Origin of the sequence: Archangium gephyra (assembly GCF_042230915.1) — a bacterium.
Taxonomy (GTDB): domain Bacteria; phylum Myxococcota; class Myxococcia; order Myxococcales; family Myxococcaceae; genus Archangium; species Archangium gephyra_B.
In genome coordinates, this window is sequence record NZ_CP102578.1 from 6,232,766 (window position 1) to 6,249,625 (window position 16,860).

Here is a 16,860-nt window from a genome sequence, read left to right on the forward strand (position 1 = left end):
CTGCTCTAGGAGTCCCGCGTCCGGCGGCATCTCGTCGCCGACCCGAAGGAGTCCCCCCTTGCGTACGCGTTTCCTTGCTGTTGCGCTGCTCGCCCTTCCCCTCGCCGCGTGCGAGGTCGACAACACCCAGCTCCCCGAGGGTGCGCAGAAGACCGACGAGGCCGCTGACTCGCTCGGCGATGTCCAGGCCGCGCTCGCCGCGCTGCCGTCCGCCCGGGTGGTGGGCGCGGACGAGAACAGCTTCCCCTACATGCTCAGCGGCAACCTGGGCTCGGCCAGCTCGAGCCTCGCCGCCGGGGACATGCACAGCCGCGTGAGCCAGGCGCTGCCCGCCATCGCCGCCGCGTTCCGCCTGCAGGCCACCGACCTCGTCGCCACGCGCAGCCGCGTGGACGAGCAGGGCGTCACCCACCTGCGCTATGGCCAGACGAAGAACGGCCTGCCGGTGGTGAACGAGGAGCTCGTCCTCCACGTGGCGGCCGACGGCATCATCACCGCCGTCAACGGCACCGCGCGCGACGGTGAGATCGTCTCCTCCAAGGCGACCATCTCCCCCGACGCCGCCCGCGTCGTTGCCCTGGACTCCACCTCCGGCCGCCACCTGGCCTCCGAGGGAACGCGGCTGGTGTACGTGCGCTCCACCCAGGACGGCAAGCTGAAGCTGGCCTACGAGGTGCTGGTGACGGGCGAGGGCGCGGACATGCCCATCCGCGATCTCGTCTACGTGAGCGCCAAGGACGGCTCGCTGGTGCAGCGCAACTCCAAGGTGCACAGCCTGCTCAACCGCAAGGTGTACAGCGCCAACAACGGCACCACGCTGCCCGGAACGCTCAAGCGCTCCGAGGGCGGCGCGGCCACGGGTGACGCCCACGTCGACGGCAACTACGACAAGCTGGGTGGCACGTACAACTGCTACAAGAACAACTTCAACCGCGACTCCATCAACAACCTGGGTGCCACGCTCATCAGCACGGTGCACTACAGCACCAACTACGTGAACGCCTACTGGGACGGCACCCAGATGGTGTACGGCGATGGCGACGGCGTGCAGTCGGGCATGCTCGGCCTGTCCGCGGACGTGACCACGCACGAGCTCACCCACGCCGTCACCGAGAACGAGTCCAACCTCACCTACTCGGGTGAGTCCGGTGGCCTCAACGAGGCGATGAGCGACATCTTCGGCGCCTACTGCGAGAGCTACGCCTCGGGCACCTGGGCCACCACCAACGCGGTGTTCATGGTCGGCGACGACATCTGGACGCCCGCCACCGCCGGTGACGCGCTCCGCTACATGTACGATCCGGCCAAGGACGGCGTCTCGCTCGACTACTGGACGAGCACCGCCGGCAGCAAGGACGTGCACTACAGCTCGGGCATCGCCAACCTGGCCTTCACGCTGCTCTCCAAGGGCGGCACGCACCCGCGCGGCAAGAGCACCGTCGCGGTGACGGGTATCGGCGTGCAGCAGGCCGGCGCCATCTTCTACAAGGCCAACGTGGACTACATGACGGCCTCCACCACCTTCGCCCAGGCGAAGACGTACACCGAGCAGGCCGCGACGGCGCTCGGCTACTCGGCGACGTCCGTGTCGCAGGCCTGGCAGGCGGTGGGCGTGGGCGTGGTGGTTGCCTCCACCCCGCTGACCAACGGCGTGGCCACCACCGGCATCTCGGGCGCCGCGGGCTCGCAGAAGTTCTACTACCTGGACGTGACGGCCGGCCGCGCCTCGTCCTTCGTGATGAGCGGTGGCACGGGTGACGCGGACCTGTACGTGAAGATCGGCTCGCAGCCGACCACGTCCTCGTACACCTGCCGTCCGTTCCTGAGCGGCAACAACGAGACGTGCAACATCGCCGCGCAGAGCACCACCCAGCGCATGCACGTGATGCTGAACGGCTACTCCTCGTACTCCAGCGTCTCGCTCAAGGGCACCTTCTAAGCCCCTGGCTCGCTGAACCCGCATTGAGCTGAACGGCCCCTGGGAGGCACTGCCTCCCGGGGGCTTCGTCTTTATTGAATTTCTCAACCCCTGCTCGAAAAACTCTCTCGGAATCTTGGGATGGGACAAACCCAGACGGAGTCATGTACTCTGCTCTTAACCTGCCAACCCCGGCAGGCCCGACAACGAGGAGTTCCCCCGTGAACAACACTGTCGAGACCCTGAAGAAGCTCCTGGCCAACCAGGGAACGCAGGCGCCGAAGGTCACCTCCGGCTCCAGCGAGGAGCGTCGTTGGTTCCCGCCCTACGTGGTCAAGTGAGTTGAAGAACGGGGAGCTGCGTGCCTCGTGCGCGCAGTTCCTCTTCATCGTCCGCGCCGCACAGTGCCCGCCCTCCCCCCTTCAGGGTCACCACGATGAGAGCTTCGAGAGACACGGCCATCGCCGCATCCGATCAGGCCTTCTCGCTGCATCCAGAGTTCGGGGATTCAGGACAGATCCTCCAGCGCAACCTCGCGCGCTATCAGTTCGGTCTGGAGATCTTCTCCGACTACCTCCCGTCGCTCCGCCCCCTGCTCTCGCGGATCGCCTCGTGGGACGAGGCGGCGCAGCGGCGCTTCTTTCATGATCCAGGACTCCGGCTCGCGCTGGAGGAGGCCTTCGAGCACCTGGAGCAGCGGGCGCTGAAACCGCCCCATCCGTTCGAGCGCTTCCTCGCGGACGCGGCCGACGAGTTCTCCAAGGACCCGCGGCGCACCTATACCGAGGCGCGCCTGTCCACCGGCTTCTCGGTCGGGAGCCTCCGCGAGGCCTGGATTGGCCGCTTCGAGCGCCCCGAGGATGCCCGGCTCCAGACGCTCGCCGCCAACTTCCGGGCGTCGACCTCCGAGGCTGCACAGTGCCTGGTCCCCGATGCGCAGGTGCTGGAGCGGCTGGAGCAGGCCTACGGCATCCTCTCCACCGTGCTTCCGCATGTCGGCCCGAGCGCGCTCTCGCACATCTCGGCCATCTCGCTGCTGGACGTGAAGAAGGAGGAAGGCAGCCTCCTGTCCGGCTCCGGCGGAGACCTGGTCCCGTCCACCATCGTGATCTCCCCCTTGCAGCTGCCCAACCCCTGGGACGTCGCCGGACACCTGCTCCACGAGGGCCTGCATCTCAAGCTCTTCGACGTGGTCCGCACCCAGGCGCTCATCCAGCAGCGCGAGCTCACGGTGGTCATTCCCTGGCGCGCGGTCCGGTTCAGCCTCGTCCGGGCGCTGTTCTCGTTCCACGTCTACGTGCACATGCTGCTGTTCAAGTCCGCCGTGGAGCACGCGGACCCGCGCATCTTCGAGCGCTACGGCCAGCCCCTCTCGTACCAGTCCCGGGTCCACGCGATGTCCGTGGCGCGCAATGATCAGACCGCGCACCACGGGCGCTCGCTGGATCGGGCGAAGTTCCTGCGCGAGAAGCTGCAGGGCGAGTGGAGCCCGCATCTGACCCAGGATGGCCGGAATCTGGTCGAGTGGCTGACGGCCTGTCTGGACGAGGTGGAGCCGGGGCTCCGGGAGCCGGCGCAGCACATGGGGGTGGCGGTATGAGCGAGCGCACGAACGCGGGTTATGAGCTGCTCCCCGGGGTGAAGCTCCGGGGGCTGCCGGACCTCGGGTACCTGATGGTGTTCACGCCCGAGCAGCCACGCATCCAATGGTTCAACACCAAGGCCTGGCTCATCCTCGAGCTGTGCCGCCACCGTCCGGCCTCGGAGCTGACGGAGGCCTACGCGGAGGCGGTGGCGGAGACCACGGGCCGCCAGGAGGCGGAGCATGAGCTCCAGGAAGGCCTGCGGGACCTGCTGGCCCACCAGGTCATCCGCCCCGTCGTGAACCCCGGGACGTTGGCGCGTTGAAACCAGACGCGGAAAGGACGGCAGCCATGGCGGAGTCGCAACGGGAGTCCCTGATCAGGTCCGTGGATCGGCGCCTCGCGGAGGATCCGGAGTTCGGCAATCCCCAGCCCATCCTGCAGATCGTCGAGGAGCGCTACCACTTCGGGCTGGAGCTGTTCGCCGCGCACCTGCCCGCCGTGGCGGAGCTCGTGCAGCTGATGCCGGGCTGGACGGCCGGAATGCGCAAGGAGCTGTTCTTCGATCCGCTCGTGCAGTTCTGGATGGAGGACGCCTTCGAGCGTCTGGAGCGCCGGGAGCTGCGCTCGCCGCACCCGCTGGAGGAGCTCTGCGGCTGGGCGCTGGAGAGCCTGAAGGCCACCGGGCGCCTGGGCCTCACCGAGCAGGAGATCGGCTCCAGCTTCCGGGTGGGCCCCCAGCGGCAGCTCTACCTGTGGGACGTGAAGCGCTCGTCCCATCCGCTCGTGCAGCGGCTCATGAAGAACTTCGATGGGTACTTCATGGAGGGCACCGACGCGCGGGCCACGCTCTGCACGCCCGACACGGAGATGGTCCACGCGCTCGATCAGGCGTTGTCGGTCTTCGCCGACATGCTCCCCCACACCGCCACGACCGTGCTCAGCCATACGCACAGCATCGCGCTGGCGATCATGCGCCTGGGAGGCGCACGGCTGCTGACGGGCTCGGCCGGGGATGGACTGCCGGGGGTGATCCTCCTGTCGCCGGAGGAGCTGCGCAATCCGTGGGACACCGCAGGCCACCTGCTGCACGAGGGGCTCCACACCCGGTTCGCCGACATCTCGCGCTTCAGCGCGCTCGTGGCGCGCAACGCCGACGTCGATTTCCCCTGGCGGGAGCAGGAGAACGACTTCACGGTGGCGCGGGCGCTCTCGGCGTTCCATGTCTACGTCCACTTCGTCCTCTACGAGGCCGCGGTCCGGGAGTTCGGGCAGCGGTTCCACGGGAAGTACGGATCGCCCGGCCAGCATCCGGTCAGCGCTCACGCCATGTCGGTGGTGCACGTCTCCGGCAAGGGGCCGTACGCCACGGGAATGGCCCGCTGCCGCTACCTCGGTGAGCAACTCGCCACGAGGTGGACGCCCTTCCTCACCCCGGATGGGCGCAGGTTCGTCCGCTGGCTGCTGGAATGCCTGGAGCCGCTCGGAACGGAGGCCACCGCCTTCCTGGGCGCCCTGCGCGAGCGCGAGCGCGCCGACGGGATGGCTCGGGTGACGGCCCCGGTCCGCCCCGTGTCACCGGCTGGGGAGCCGCCCGCGCCGCGCAGCCTCCGGAAAAACCCCCGGCTGCGGGCCCGGCCGATCACCGACGTGGGGTACCTGCTGGCCTTCGTCCCCGAGGAACCCAGGATCCAACTGCTGAACCTCCACTCCTGGATCATCTCCGAGCTGTGCGACGGCCGGAGCCAGAGCGCCATCGGGGAGCAGTATCACTCCATCGTCGGAGCGAACCTCTCTCCCGAGCAGGCGAGCTCCCAGCTGAGCCTCGGACTGGAGCAGCTCGAGGCCTGCCACATCATCACCTCCGCGCCCGCGGCGGAGGGCGCGGAGGGAGCACCGCTGTAGCCAGCCAGGCAACACGGCCGCTTCACCCCGTTGCCCCCCTGGCCACGCACCTCGGGACGGGAGAGCACCGCCCCTCTCCACCCATGAGCGCTCATACCGTGGCACCGAAGTTGAAGACATCCCCAAACGAGCCAGGCCCCCCTTCCTGGCCAAAGGAGATGTCCATGCATTCGCTGCGAAGCTTTGGAACCTCGTGCTGGGTCGCCGTGGTGGCTCTGGCCCTTCCCCTCGCGCAGAGCCACGCGCAGGAGTGCGTGAAGTCGGACGGGCTGAACGTCTGCGCCATCGGCAAGGCCCAGTTGAAGCCGCTCGATGAGACCAGTGTCCTGCTCAGCAACCTCGGTGAGCGCGGTACGGATGGCGCCGCCATCTCCCTGGGACAGGCCACGGACTGGACCGCCGCATACGAGACCTCTCCCATGAGCGACACGCAGCAGACCACGTTCACCGCCGTGTCGGATGGCGCTCCGATCAGCACCACCACCTCCGTGAGGAAGGGAGATGCGCGCGACATCTCCGCTACCTTCACCAGCTCGGGAGCGGACTCCACCTATACGCTGCAGGCCTATCGCCAGGGCGAGTTGCAGGCCGAGGTCCGGGGAATTCCGAGCGGGCAGCTCGCCGCCCGGGCCATGCCCATTCCCGGCGGGAATTCCCCCTCGTGCCGCCCCTACTACCAGACGGTCCCCGACTGCTACAGCGCCTGCGCCCAGCAGCAGTACAACTCCTGCCTCTACTGCGAGACCCGGTGCCCCCGCCCCATCGGGTTCCACAATGTGAGCAATGAGGTCCTTGCGGGGGCGTGCCGCTGGGTCGTCCGGGATACGGTGCGGCCCGTGATCCTCTCGGACGGCAACACCGTGGAGGCCGACGAGCTCGTCATGACCGAGGAGGTTCGCGGCACGGGCAGCTACCCCTACGTGAGCTTCGAGAAGATCCTGTTCCAGGCCTCGGGCGGCACGGCGCGCATCGGCGACCAGACCGTCGGCGTCAGCAAGTAACCCCGTCGTCCCGGAGCGGAAGGCGGGAGCCCTGTCTCCCTCTTCCGCTCCGTGTCTCCCGAAGAAACACGCGTCCATGCCCAGCCGAGGCACCTGCCCATGATGAAAGCCTGGTGGTGTCTGACCGTTGTCCTGGCCGCGGGTCCCCAAGAAGCGCCGGGCGTGCCGCCCCCCTCTCCGGGAGAGGAGCTGCCGGGCGGGGCCACGACGGTCTTCGACACCACCCTGAATGCCTTTGGCCGGGCCCTCGGCAACATGGAGCCCGCGCGCTGGAGGACGCTGCACGAGGGCAAGGCGTTGTTCGTCAGGGACTGGAGCGCTCCGCCGCACGCCCTGGCCGGCCCCCTCACCAATGCCCAGGCGTGCAACTCGTGCCACTTCAAGGATGGCCGCGACCGTCCCTATGACGCGCTCGGTCCCGAGGCCCCGCTGCTCATCCGGCTGAGCGTCCCCACGGCGGAGGTGCCCGGAGGCGCGCCCGAGCCCGTGTATGGCGGGCAGTTCAATGACCGGGGAACGCCGGAGGTGCCCGCCGAGGGGACCGTCCAGGTGAAGTACGTCCCCCTCAAGGGCCGCTATGCCGACACGACGCCGTACACCCTGCGGCGGCCCCACTACGAGCTGACTCCGCTGGGCTATGGACCGCTCGCGCCGCGGACGCAGTGGTCCCCCCGGATTCCCTCCACCGTCTTCGGCCTGGGGTTGCTCGAGGCCATCCCCGAGGCGGACCTCCTCGCCCGGGCTGATCCCGAGGACGCCGATGGCGATGGCATCTCGGGGCGTCCCAACCGCGTCACCAGTGTGCGCACGGGCCAACCCGTCCTCGGGAGGTTCGGCTGGAAGGCCAGTCAGCCCTCGCTGGAGCAGCAGATCGCCAAGGCCTACGCGGAGGATCTCGGACTCACCTCCCCGCTCTACCCCGAGTCCACCTGCACGCCGAAACAGGAGGCCTGTCGATCGGTGATGCAGACCCGCGGGGAGCCCGCGCTCCCGGCGGAGCTGCTCGAGAAGACCACGCTCTACATCCGGCTGCTCGCGGTGCCCGCGCGCCGGGATTGGAGCGCGCCCGCCGTGCGCCGGGGCCAGGCCCTCTTCCAGCGGACCGGCTGCGCCTCGTGCCACCACCCCGAGTTCCGGACCGGCGAGGTGGCCGACATCCCGGAGCTGTCCGGACAGACGATCCGCCCCTATACGGACCTGCTCCTCCACGACATGGGCAAGGAGCTGGCGGACGGACGCCCGGACGCGGAGGCGACGGGCTCCGAGTGGCGGACGCCGCCGCTGTGGGGGTTGGGGCTGCTGGAGACCGTCAACCACCAGCTCCGGCTGCTGCATGATGGGCGGGCCCGCGGCTTCGAGGAAGCCATCCTCTGGCATGGAGGCGAGGCGGAGGCCTCGCGCGAGCGCTTCAAGCGGCTGGAGCGCGCGGACCGGGAAGCGCTCGTGGCCTTCCTCCGCTCGCTTTGATGTGCCGCACCACGTCACATTCGAGCGCTTCCCACTCTTCCTGAGCAGACAGGAGGATGAAGTGATCAGGGTCAAGCGCATTGAAAGCGGCGATTGGAGGACCGTGGAGTCATTTTGGAATGCCAAGGGCACGGCATTCTTCCGGCTGCCCGCGGGAGCGAGAATCAAGGTTCGCTATGGCGTGAGCTTCCTGGGATTCGATCGCCAAGAACAGGTTCTGGATGGCTCCAACTTCAAGAAGCTCGAGGTAGGTTCCGGCTCCCTCGCGAATGCCAGAATGCAAGTCAGGGTTTCCCAAACAACAGACGTCACCTATGACGTCTATCCAGGCGGAGTCGCGGTGAATTCCCCCAAAGTACCTTTCTAGAATTCCAGCCCCTCGTCAGAACTCGATGACGATGCTGACCCGGCCAGGCAGGTCCTGCTTCTGCTCGGGCTTCAGGCGGTAGCCCGGGCTGGAGAGGACGCCCAGGACGCAGTCGCGTTGCTTCCCGCTCAGATCGCCGCCCGTTCCCACGGGCTCGAGCGCATGGTCGGAGACGGAGCCGCTCGCGGCGTTCACCGCGGACGTCCAGCGCAGCGCCCCGGGCCGCTCGGTCCCACTGAAGCACTGGGCCAGGCGCGGGCTGCGCGCCGCGACCTGAAGGCGGAAGTCATCCAACCAGCCCGGCGACGTCTGCGCCTCGTTCTGGTAGCTCCCCCGCCGCTGGCGTCCCATCCGATCGCTGCTGGAGGCCTTCGGCTTGCTCGCGGGCGGCGCGGGCTTCTTCGGCTTCACCTCTGGCGCGGGTTCCACCACCGGCTCCGGTGGCGGCGCAGGCGGCGACGGCTCGCATTCACAGCGCGTCAACATCGCCAGGAGCAGCAGCACGGCGAACGTCACCGCTCGACGAATACGTCTCCGCCTCTTCTCGCGCCGGACGGCTGGGACCTGCTCCATCCGCTCGCGTGCCGCCTGCCTCATGAGCGCTGCCGAGCGGCGCAGCTCCTTCTTGCGCCGGCTCATCTCGCGCCGAAGCTCCCGGGGGGTCATTCGGTGAGCCTCCACCCGAAAACGAGTGCACCCTTCGCGTCCCGCCACTCCACCGGCTCGAGCACGATGGGCGTGAATACGGACGGCGCCTCGGGCTCGGGCGGCCTGAAGGGCCATGGCAACGGATCGGCCGGCGCGAGGCGGATGCTCCCGGCAAAGGTCGAGCGCGTGGGTGACAGCGCCCGCGCGTTCCCGCTCACCGAGTCGTCGAGGTGGCTCAGGCCGTCGAGGATCGACTGGGTCCGCTCCATGAGCTCGTCGGCCGCGCGGCTCTGCGACTTGGACGTCCTGGATTCGACGCTCAGCGGCCGGAGCACCTCGAGCACACCCTTGAGCGTCGGAACGTTGGCCCGGCGGACGTCCGCATCTTCCGCTTCGATGTTCTCGATGAGCTGCCGCACGAACCTCAGCACCGACGAGGGCTCCTCGGAGAGCGCGTCGCGCAGCCGCGTCGCCAGCTCTCCCGGCTTGCCCTGCGACAGCGGCCGGAGCCGCTCGAGCGTTGCGTCGAAAGAACCACCGCGCCGGGCCGTCCGGGTCAACAGCTCAAAGGAGCGATCGTCGGCGCGCAGCGCCGCGCGCCAGACCAGATCCTCGATGACCTGGTTGTACTCCTGCCGCGGAACCAGCGCCTTCAGCGTGGCGACGACTTCGTCGTTGGTCTCGTAGCGGGAGAGCACGTACGACAGCCACCGCCGTGCGAGCCCCAGGGTGACGGCTGCCTCGCGCGAGGTCTCGGCCTGCTGCATGGCGTACGCGAAGGCTCGCAGGGACTCCTGCAGCTCTCCCGCCTCCAGGAAGCCCACGCCCCGGTGCAGCGCGACGACGGATCGCTCGCGGAACCCGGTGCTCTCATCGAGCTCGAGGAGGCGCTTGCCTCGTTCGCCCGAGGTCAGCGCGCCGCGCAGCTCCGTCGAGCCGCTCGCTCCCACGAAACCGATCCACGCCTCGAGCTCCTTCCCGTCCTTGCGGCGGATCAGCTCGTCGATGATCCCGAGCATGAGCTTCTGGAGCGCGTCCGGGTCCTTCGACAGCGGTTGTGCCCGAGCGAACAGGAACAGCCGCCGCTCCCGGTTCAGCGCCATCCACTCCTGCGGGGTCCAGGTCAGGCTTCGTCGAAGGAACGCCGCCCGCGGCGAGTTCTCGGGGAAGGTCTCCAGCTTGCTCCGGAGCTCCGCCGCGCCGGCTGCGGAGACGCCGGCCACCCGGGCCTGCTGCGCCATACTCCGAGCGTTGCGACGCGCCTCGCGCGCCTGCAGGTCCGCGAGCACCAGGTCGAGATCGAAGATGCGCGCCTCCAGCACCGACAGGTTCCGGACCTTCTCCCGCACCAGGGTGGCGCGCGACCGCATCAGCAGAGCGCGCAGGAGCCAGCCCGCGCTCAGCCGATCCTCGAGGTCGAGGAACGGGGTCCCTCCGAACAGCAGCGCCGTGGTGGCCGGCAGCAGGCAGCCGGTCCGGAAGAAGGTCACGGAACGCAGCTCCTCCGCCGAGAGCACGTCCTGCAGCGAGATGAACCGCTGCTGGCGCCCGACCTCGAAGACGTCCCACGGCGCGGGCGTCGAGGGCGGCGGGCCACTGCTGAGCCCGTGGACGATCGAGTTGTGCAGCCCCAGCGGCCAAAGGCCCGCGCCCTCCCGCTCGTCATCCTCGAACCCCTCCTGGCACAGCCCGAGGCTCCCGAGCGCGGCCCACACCACGGAGCGGAATTCAGGATCCTCTCGCGGGCGCTCGCCCTGCTGGAGAAGGCTGTTGCGAAGCAGCCACAGCTTGAGCACGTCCTCGGGACGATGGTCCCGGAGCGCGAGGCGCGCGTTGTAGAAGACCACGGTCTGCCTGGACGCCGTCTCCTCCGCGGCCGCGGCGCTCGACAACAGGCCAGCGACGATGACGGCGGCCCAGCGCATCAGAGTGTCCAGCCCAGAGCGAGCGAGAGCTCCCACCAGAGCCCCAGGCCTGTTCCGGTGATACCGCCCAACAGCGGCACGGCCATCATCGCCCGCGGCGAAAGGAAGCCTCCGGACCCGAAGTACACATCCACGGAGAGCCCCGCGAGCAGGCCATACCGGGCCGTGTCTATCTGCATGCCGCCCGGCCGAGAGGACTCGAGCTGCCCCAGCTCGTGGTCGGTGAGGCGCGGCGCGAGGAGCGAGGTGGCGACCTCCTGGAACTTCATGCCGCTCATCGACCCCGGGTAGAAGAGGTAGCGCAAGCCGGCGTTGGCCGAGAACACCAGCTCGGTCGCGGGGAAGAAGCCGGGCATCGCGGTCACCACGCCCTCCGCCAACGGGTACCCGACGTTGATGTCGAGCTCGACGCGGCTGGGGCGGCCGTGTTGGCGGTACGGCGTGAGCGCCAGCTTCTCGGTGCTGTCGGTTCCCCACGTGAACGCGCGGGTGACGGCCACCTCCCCCACGAAGCTCCCGAACGGCTTGCGCGCCATGATACCAAAGCGGGTGCTGCCGAAGTTGTTCCGCTCGAGCAGCTCGCTGCCGATCAGCCCGAACCCGAGGGTGGACTTCCGCCAGTCGAAACGCACCGACTTCGAGGCCGCGCCGATCGTCCGCTCGGTGAGCGCGTCGAGCGGCGTGCGGAAGCCCTCCAGCGTGTCGTCGGCCTTCTCCGCGCCGGCGGGGGACGGTTCCGGGGCCTGCGCTTCCGCGGCCAGCACGGCGCGCGGCAACGACAGGAGGACGAAGAGGACGAGGAGGCTACGGATCATGCGGGAAGCCTCCGTCATCCGGCCGCGGAAACACCGGGCGGTAGCACTGCCTGCGGTAGACGTCCCGGAACAGCGACTGGACGTTGTAGGTGACGCTCGCATCGAACGTCGGGTGATCGCAGAAGCGCGTGCATTGCGCCAGGATGTCGCCCACGGGGAACTCGCCCGTCGTCCACAGCTGGCTTGCCCAGGTCTCCTCGTTGGAGCTGACGATTCCGAACGGCACGGTGAACGAGTAGGCCGTCGCGGCTCCGGCGAGGTAGCTCTCGTATTGGGCCTTCAACAGGAAGGGGAAGTCCCAGAACAGCCCGAGCGCATACGCGGGCTGCGGGGCCAACTGGTGCAGCTCGGGAAGCAGCTCGAGCCCTGCCGGCGCCGGCGTGATCGAGGTGCGGAACACCATCTTCCTCGTGTCCGCGTCCGGGCAATAGGAGAACGCATCGCCCGGCTCCGCCGTGATCATCTCGTTGTTGTAGAAGGTCGCGGTCCCGAACTCTCCGGCCGGGATGTTGTCGGAGAGCGGCGTGTGCTCGGGAGCCCGGAACGACATCGAGCGCATCCTCCCCGCCTGGGCCTCCGAGTACTTCTCGATGAACCTGAGGTACTGCGCACGGGTCGTCAGGATGGGGATCTGATTGAAGCGGAACGGCCCGAGCTTGAGGTCGGGGATCTCCGACACCGCGGGGCAACGGCTCGCCGCTTCCGCTGGAACCTCGTCGAGATCGTCGACCAGGTGGTTGGGGGGGCACCACAACACCAGCCGCCGGAGTTCCGGGATCCCGACGGCGTGCACCACGCTGTCGTAGACGAAGGCCCCGGTGACCCGCGGCGAGCTCTTGTCCCGCTCGAAGGGCAGGACTTTCTGGAGCGCCGTCTCGAGCACGGCGCCCAGCCGACCCGTCGTGTCGTCGTGATGGAAACCCAGCACGAGGACCATGTCCCGCCCTTGCATCCGCACCAGATCGATCCGCGTGCGGAACTGGGCGGCGAGCTCGTCGGCGAACCCGGGAGCCGTCCAGCCGTCGAGGCAGATCTCCGGAGCGTCCTCAAGGAAGAGACGCTGCTGCTGCATCGCGTAATGCGGCGAGGAGATCGTCCGCCGGCACGGGTGCAACATGAACTTGACCGGGGTGTTCTCGGTGATCGGGCTGCGCAGGACCGGGAAGGCCGGGCGGACCCGAGGGTTCTTCCGCGCCAGCGCCACCGCCTCGAAGGTGCCCCCTTGTGCATCGGTGACGGTCGAGCGCGCACAGACGACCGGGGACTCGGACGCGGACAGCGGAAGCGTGCCCACGTCGAACACGGCCCGATCGGTAGTCTCCACCGGTCCGAGGTCCAGCGGCGGCAGCGCTCCCGGACAGCCCGGAACCGAACCGTAGCCGTACGGGTTCTCGCCGAACTCCGCGGCGATGGCGCCGTGCCGCCGGTCGGCGATGGAGAAGTGGCGCCGCAGCCCGTACTTCTGCACGTCGTGGTTGCGCAGCGTCGGGAACTGGTGCCGGGCGCGCCATTGCACGTGCGTGTTGGTTTCGTCGAACACGCCGTACACCAGCAGGCTCCGGTTCGTGTGCGCCGGCCCCTTGCCGATGATGTTGAGGGCCACGGGCGCGGTCAGCGTCATCTCGCCGTCACGGTGGTAGCGCAGCCGCAACTTCACATCACGCGGCGGCTCGCCCACCGCCAGGCTGGTGCTGCCGCACACGCTCTTGGGGCCGCAGTCGGCCGGAACGTGGGTGTGAACCGTGCTGAGCCGTGACAGCGGCGTCCAGGGCAGCTCGAAGTGATCGGTGCGGTACGTGAGCTCGATCTGGCTCTCGGGCCCCAGCCCCTGCTCGGCGTTGGCCTGGTAGAAGACGAAGAGCGTGTCCTCCTCGTCGAACCAGGCCACGTCCGCGAGCGAGAAGCCCGCGTTGATGTCGACGATCGGCACCTTCTCGCAGGAGGCGACCGCGATGGCTGTAACTCCGATGAGCAGCAGGCGCACGCGGTCCATCCCGTCCACCCCACCTAGGCGATGATCTCCGCGAAGGAGACCTTCCCTCGCGCGACCTGCTTCTTCACGGCCGAGATCAACTCGTTCTGGCCACGCCGCGCGGCCGTGCGCTGCTCCTCGCGCGAGATGAACGACATGTTGGCGCGGATGGCGTTCTGCATCGCCGGTGCGAGCCGCGCGATGAAGCTCTCCCGCCACGCGGGCTGCTGCACCGAAGACCAACCGGCGAGCCCCCGGACGTCGACGTCGAGCAGCAGGTCCCTCTGGAGCTCTTCGGGCAGCTTGAGCAGCATGTCGCCGTAGAGGATGTCCTGGTACCAGAGCGGCAGCGTCCCGCCGGAGCGCTCCTGCGCCCGCGCGAACAGCTCGCCGCGCTCGGAGGACCCGATCAGCGGCAACAGCACGGAGAGCGCGCCGGCGGCGTCGAACTGGCGGCCCCGATCCAGGATGCCCTGAGCCGGAGGCGCCGGGGGAAGCGGCTTGCCCGCGCGCGCGGCGTTGAGCACCTCGAACAGGTGGACCGTCTCCTCCTTCGAGATGCGGTTGGACGCGAGCAGCTCGTTGGCGATCCGCACCCGCAGCTCGGGCGACATCATCCGCGCCACATCCTGCTGGCCGTCGGTGGGCACGTGCCCGAACAGCAGCGCCCCATGATGGGGCGGCAGGCTCTCGATCAGGCTCGCCACGCCGTTGGAGCCGAACTCCTCGCGGAGGCTGCGGTACACCTCGGCATCCGCCTGGGCCATCAGCGTGGAGGAGATGGCGTGCTGGTTCAGCACGCGGAAGAACTCCGCGTCCGAGCGCAGCGCCTTCTCGTCCACCGCCTTCAAGTACTCGGCGAACTCCACCTTGCGGACAGCGAGCTCACCGTCCGAGGTGAAGGCCGGGGACAGCCGATCGCCGAAGACGAAGATGGCCTTGGCCAGCAGCTCGAACTCGCCGGCCTTCAGCCAGTCTCGCAGCAGCTCCACCACCACGCTCTCGTCCTTGGCCAGCTCGGCCTGGGCGAGCCGCTCGTTCCACAGCTTCTGCTGGGCCGTGACGAACGCGTCCTCCGCCTTCCCTTCGGCAAGCGCCGGGTCCGCCCCGACAGGAGACGGCTCCCCGGCGGCCGGGGGCGTCTCGGCCTCCGCCGGCTTGTCGAGCGAACCCGCCGCGAGCTGCGCCGCCAGCACCTTCTCCTCGATCGTCTCGCGCCCAAGGCGGCGCAGGGCCCAGATGATGGTCAGCGCCGCCATCGTCACCAGGAACACCGCAATCATCCACGAGAAGTGCGGAAGCAGGCTGACCCAGAGCTCCCGCAGGGCGACATCGGCTTCCCACGTCGTCGGCGCTGGCGGCTCCACTGGCTTCTGCTCGACCACTGGCGCAGGCGGCTCCACTGGCTTCGGGGGCTCGGGCGGAGGCGGAGACTCGCGCAGTCGCGGAGAGATCGGCTCGAGGATCTGCCGGCCGACCTTCACCTTGAGCCACCCCTTCGACAGCCGCTGCTCGAGGCGCCGGACCAGGGCCTGGACGTCGGGGGTGGGGACCGACTTCTCGTGGGTGAACTCGCACTGCGCCTGCGTCAGGTACTCCTGCGGCGGCACGCTGCCGGGACCTTCGGTCTGGCCGAGCCCGGGCAGCGAGCTGGTGCGCGGCATGTCGACGGTGACGTGGTCGCGGTAGACACAGCCCTTGGAGAAGCAGCGCTCGGGGGCGCAGTCCTGTGCCAGCGCGAGATCGAACTGACTCTCGAGCGTGCGCAGCTCCAGGAGGACGGGCGCGGGGACATGGCTCTGCGGCACCGGCGTCGGCCCGGCGGGGAGGCTGGCGCCGACCGGGGGTTGGGTCTGGGCTTGCGCCACAGCGCTCAACGCGAGCCAGGCGACGAGGACGGCGATGCTTCTCATCAGTAGATCCTCACGACGACACGGCGGTGCCGGGCCAGGCGCTCGTCTTCGCTCAGGCCCTTCAGCAGTTGCTCGGGGAGCGGCTTCGTCTCGGCGTAGCCCTCGACGCGGATGCGCGCGCGATCGATCCCGACCTCCTCCAGCCGTTGCCGCACCATGATGGCGCGCGCGCTGGAGAGTTCCCAGTTGCTCGCGAACAGTCCACCGCTCACGATCGGTGTCGAGTCGGTGTGCCCCTCGACCGCGAAGTTGTACTTCGACGAATACGGCGCGAGCTCCTTCAGCATCGACGCCACGGTCTCCTCGAACTCCGGCCGGATCTTCGCCTTGCCCGAGTCGAACACGAGCCCGGAGTTGAGCGACACCTCCAGCCCCGCCTCGGTCACCGTGGTGGTTACGAGCTGCTGCAGGTTCTTGGCGGCGATCTGCGCCTCGAGCTCCTTGCGGATCGACTCCAGGCTCGCCGGGCTCTGCTGGCCGGAGATGCTCTGGGCGATCTGCTGCATCTTCAGCTTGTTGAAGTTCGCCGCGGTCAGCAGCACCACGAAGAACAGCAGCAGGTTCGTGATCAGGTCGGCATAGCTGAGCAGCCAGCTCTCCTCATGCCCCGCTTTCCGTCTTTGCATGGCTCACCTTCACCGTTCGCCGCGAGAGACGATCTCGTTGACGCTCTTCTCGCACCGCTCGAGGAGCCCCAGGCGGTCGTCGAGTTGCCCGTTGAGGAAGTGCCCGATCGGCCCGGCCACGCCGGCACCGAACGCCACGCCGTACAAGGTCGCGAGCAGCGCCAGCGACATCGACGCGCCGATGTTGAGGTTCTCCGAGCTCATGTTGCGGAAGAGCTGGATCATGCCGGTAATGGTGCCGACCATGCCGAACGCCGGCCCCAGCTTGGAGAGCATCTCCCAGTTGTGGATCGCCGGCTGCCACCGGCTGATCTCCTCATGCCGCAGCTCGGTGAAGGTCTTGTTGCTGGAGGCCTCGTTCGCCCGGTTCAGGATCAACTCCAGCATCTGCTTCACCGCGGGGAAGCGGCTGTTCCCGGCCAGATCGACCGCCTGGCTGCGCTTGCCGTCGCGCCACAGGGCGGACAGCTGCTCGCGCTCGGCCTCCATCTCCCGGGTGGTCCGGCTGAACATCGCCAGCCCGGGGATCAGCTCGCGCAGGCACAGGATGGTGCGCCACGCGGTGGTGTGGCTGGAGCTCACCAGCACCGCCGAGCACGATCCGACCAGCACCATCACCATCGCGTGGGCGTCGAACGCGGAGATCACCGCGTCGCTGCGATCCTTGAACCCGTACCAGATGATGAAGCCCAACAACACGAAACCGATGATCTGCACGAG

General features: G+C 68.6%; 14 protein-coding genes. 7 read left to right on the forward strand and 7 right to left on the reverse strand.

Translation table 11 applies throughout. The annotated features are described in order from the left end of the window. The first annotated feature begins 58 nt into the window (after positions 1 to 58). The 7 genes from NR798_RS24495 (at position 59) to NR798_RS24525 (ending at position 8,241) form a co-directional block, all read left to right on the forward strand. Positions 59 to 1,939 carry a M4 family metallopeptidase gene (locus NR798_RS24495; protein ID WP_375764898.1) on the forward strand — a complete coding sequence of 627 codons (1,881 nt, stop codon included), beginning with the start codon at positions 59 to 61 and terminating at the stop codon, positions 1,937 to 1,939. Between the two features lie 415 nt (positions 1,940 to 2,354). Continuing rightward, positions 2,355 to 3,518, forward strand: coding sequence for an HEXXH motif-containing putative peptide modification protein (locus NR798_RS24500; protein WP_375764899.1), 1,164 nt, complete (start codon positions 2,355 to 2,357; stop codon positions 3,516 to 3,518). Then, positions 3,515 to 3,826 carry a hypothetical protein gene (locus tag NR798_RS24505; RefSeq protein ID WP_375764900.1) on the forward strand — a complete coding sequence of 104 codons (312 nt, stop codon included), beginning with the start codon at positions 3,515 to 3,517 and terminating at the stop codon, positions 3,824 to 3,826. Before NR798_RS24500 ends, NR798_RS24505 begins: the two co-directional genes overlap by 4 nt. Positions 3,827 to 3,888: 62 nt before the next feature. Beyond that, complete coding sequence (locus NR798_RS24510) at positions 3,889 to 5,406, forward strand: hypothetical protein (protein ID WP_375764901.1); 1,518 nt, start codon at positions 3,889 to 3,891, stop codon at positions 5,404 to 5,406. Between the two features lie 164 nt (positions 5,407 to 5,570). Then, the gene (locus tag NR798_RS24515) at positions 5,571 to 6,407 is read left to right on the forward strand and encodes a hypothetical protein (RefSeq protein ID WP_375764902.1); all 837 of its coding nucleotides are present in this window, start codon (positions 5,571 to 5,573) and stop codon (positions 6,405 to 6,407) included. Positions 6,408 to 6,506: 99 nt separating this feature from the next. Next, positions 6,507 to 7,874 (forward strand): di-heme oxidoredictase family protein, encoded by a 1,368-nt coding sequence (locus tag NR798_RS24520; RefSeq protein ID WP_375764903.1) that lies wholly within the window; start codon positions 6,507 to 6,509, stop codon positions 7,872 to 7,874. A 61-nt stretch (positions 7,875 to 7,935) separates the two neighbouring features. Continuing rightward, a complete protein-coding gene (locus NR798_RS24525; protein WP_375764904.1) occupies positions 7,936 to 8,241 on the forward strand; it encodes a hypothetical protein in 306 nt (101 codons plus the stop codon). A 15-nt stretch (positions 8,242 to 8,256) separates the two neighbouring features. Here NR798_RS24525 and NR798_RS24530 read toward each other — a convergent pair whose 3' ends face one another. The 7 genes from NR798_RS24530 to NR798_RS24560 all read right to left on the reverse strand — a co-directional run bounded on the left by NR798_RS24530 (position 8,257) and on the right by NR798_RS24560 (position 16,857). Then, positions 8,257 to 8,907, reverse strand: a complete 651-nt coding sequence (locus NR798_RS24530; RefSeq protein ID WP_375764905.1) for a hypothetical protein — start codon at positions 8,905 to 8,907, stop codon at positions 8,257 to 8,259. Next, positions 8,904 to 10,814 (reverse strand): hypothetical protein, encoded by a 1,911-nt coding sequence (locus NR798_RS24535; protein WP_375764906.1) that lies wholly within the window; start codon positions 10,812 to 10,814, stop codon positions 8,904 to 8,906. The genes NR798_RS24530 and NR798_RS24535 overlap by 4 nt, the downstream gene beginning before the upstream one ends. Next, the gene (locus tag NR798_RS24540) at positions 10,814 to 11,629 is read right to left on the reverse strand and encodes a hypothetical protein (protein ID WP_375764907.1); all 816 of its coding nucleotides are present in this window, start codon (positions 11,627 to 11,629) and stop codon (positions 10,814 to 10,816) included. Before NR798_RS24540 ends, NR798_RS24535 begins: the two co-directional genes overlap by 1 nt. Continuing rightward, the gene (locus NR798_RS24545; RefSeq protein WP_375764908.1) at positions 11,619 to 13,559 is read right to left on the reverse strand and encodes a hypothetical protein; all 1,941 of its coding nucleotides are present in this window, start codon (positions 13,557 to 13,559) and stop codon (positions 11,619 to 11,621) included. The genes NR798_RS24540 and NR798_RS24545 overlap by 11 nt, the downstream gene beginning before the upstream one ends. Before the next feature lie 77 nt (positions 13,560 to 13,636). After that, on the reverse strand, positions 13,637 to 15,514 hold the full coding sequence (locus NR798_RS24550) for a hypothetical protein (RefSeq protein ID WP_375764909.1): 1,878 nt from the start codon (positions 15,512 to 15,514) through the stop codon (positions 13,637 to 13,639). Next, positions 15,514 to 16,140, reverse strand: a complete 627-nt coding sequence (locus NR798_RS24555) for a flagellar motor protein MotB (protein ID WP_375764910.1) — start codon at positions 16,138 to 16,140, stop codon at positions 15,514 to 15,516. The genes NR798_RS24550 and NR798_RS24555 overlap by 1 nt, the downstream gene beginning before the upstream one ends. Before the next feature lie 9 nt (positions 16,141 to 16,149). Beyond that, a complete protein-coding gene (locus NR798_RS24560) occupies positions 16,150 to 16,857 on the reverse strand; it encodes a MotA/TolQ/ExbB proton channel family protein (RefSeq protein ID WP_375764911.1) in 708 nt (235 codons plus the stop codon). Positions 16,858 to 16,860 lie beyond the last annotated feature (3 nt).

Bases quoted from the DNA above. Each gene is read 5' to 3' on its own strand.
- NR798_RS24500 (WP_375764899.1), top strand. From the start codon at position 2,355: ATGAGAGCTTCGAGAGACACGGCCATCGCCGCATCCGATCAGGCCTTC.
- NR798_RS24505 (WP_375764900.1), top strand. From the start codon at position 3,515: ATGAGCGAGCGCACGAACGCGGGTTATGAGCTGCTCCCCGGGGTGAAG.
- NR798_RS24515 (WP_375764902.1), top strand. From the start codon at position 5,571: ATGCATTCGCTGCGAAGCTTTGGAACCTCGTGCTGGGTCGCCGTGGTG.
- NR798_RS24520 (WP_375764903.1), top strand. From the start codon at position 6,507: ATGATGAAAGCCTGGTGGTGTCTGACCGTTGTCCTGGCCGCGGGTCCC.
- NR798_RS24530 (WP_375764905.1), bottom strand. From the start codon at position 8,907: ATGACCCCCCGGGAGCTTCGGCGCGAGATGAGCCGGCGCAAGAAGGAG.
- NR798_RS24535 (WP_375764906.1), bottom strand. From the start codon at position 10,814: ATGCGCTGGGCCGCCGTCATCGTCGCTGGCCTGTTGTCGAGCGCCGCG.
- NR798_RS24540 (WP_375764907.1), bottom strand. From the start codon at position 11,629: ATGATCCGTAGCCTCCTCGTCCTCTTCGTCCTCCTGTCGTTGCCGCGC.
- NR798_RS24550 (WP_375764909.1), bottom strand. From the start codon at position 15,514: ATGAGAAGCATCGCCGTCCTCGTCGCCTGGCTCGCGTTGAGCGCTGTG.
- NR798_RS24555 (WP_375764910.1), bottom strand. From the start codon at position 16,140: ATGCAAAGACGGAAAGCGGGGCATGAGGAGAGCTGGCTGCTCAGCTAT.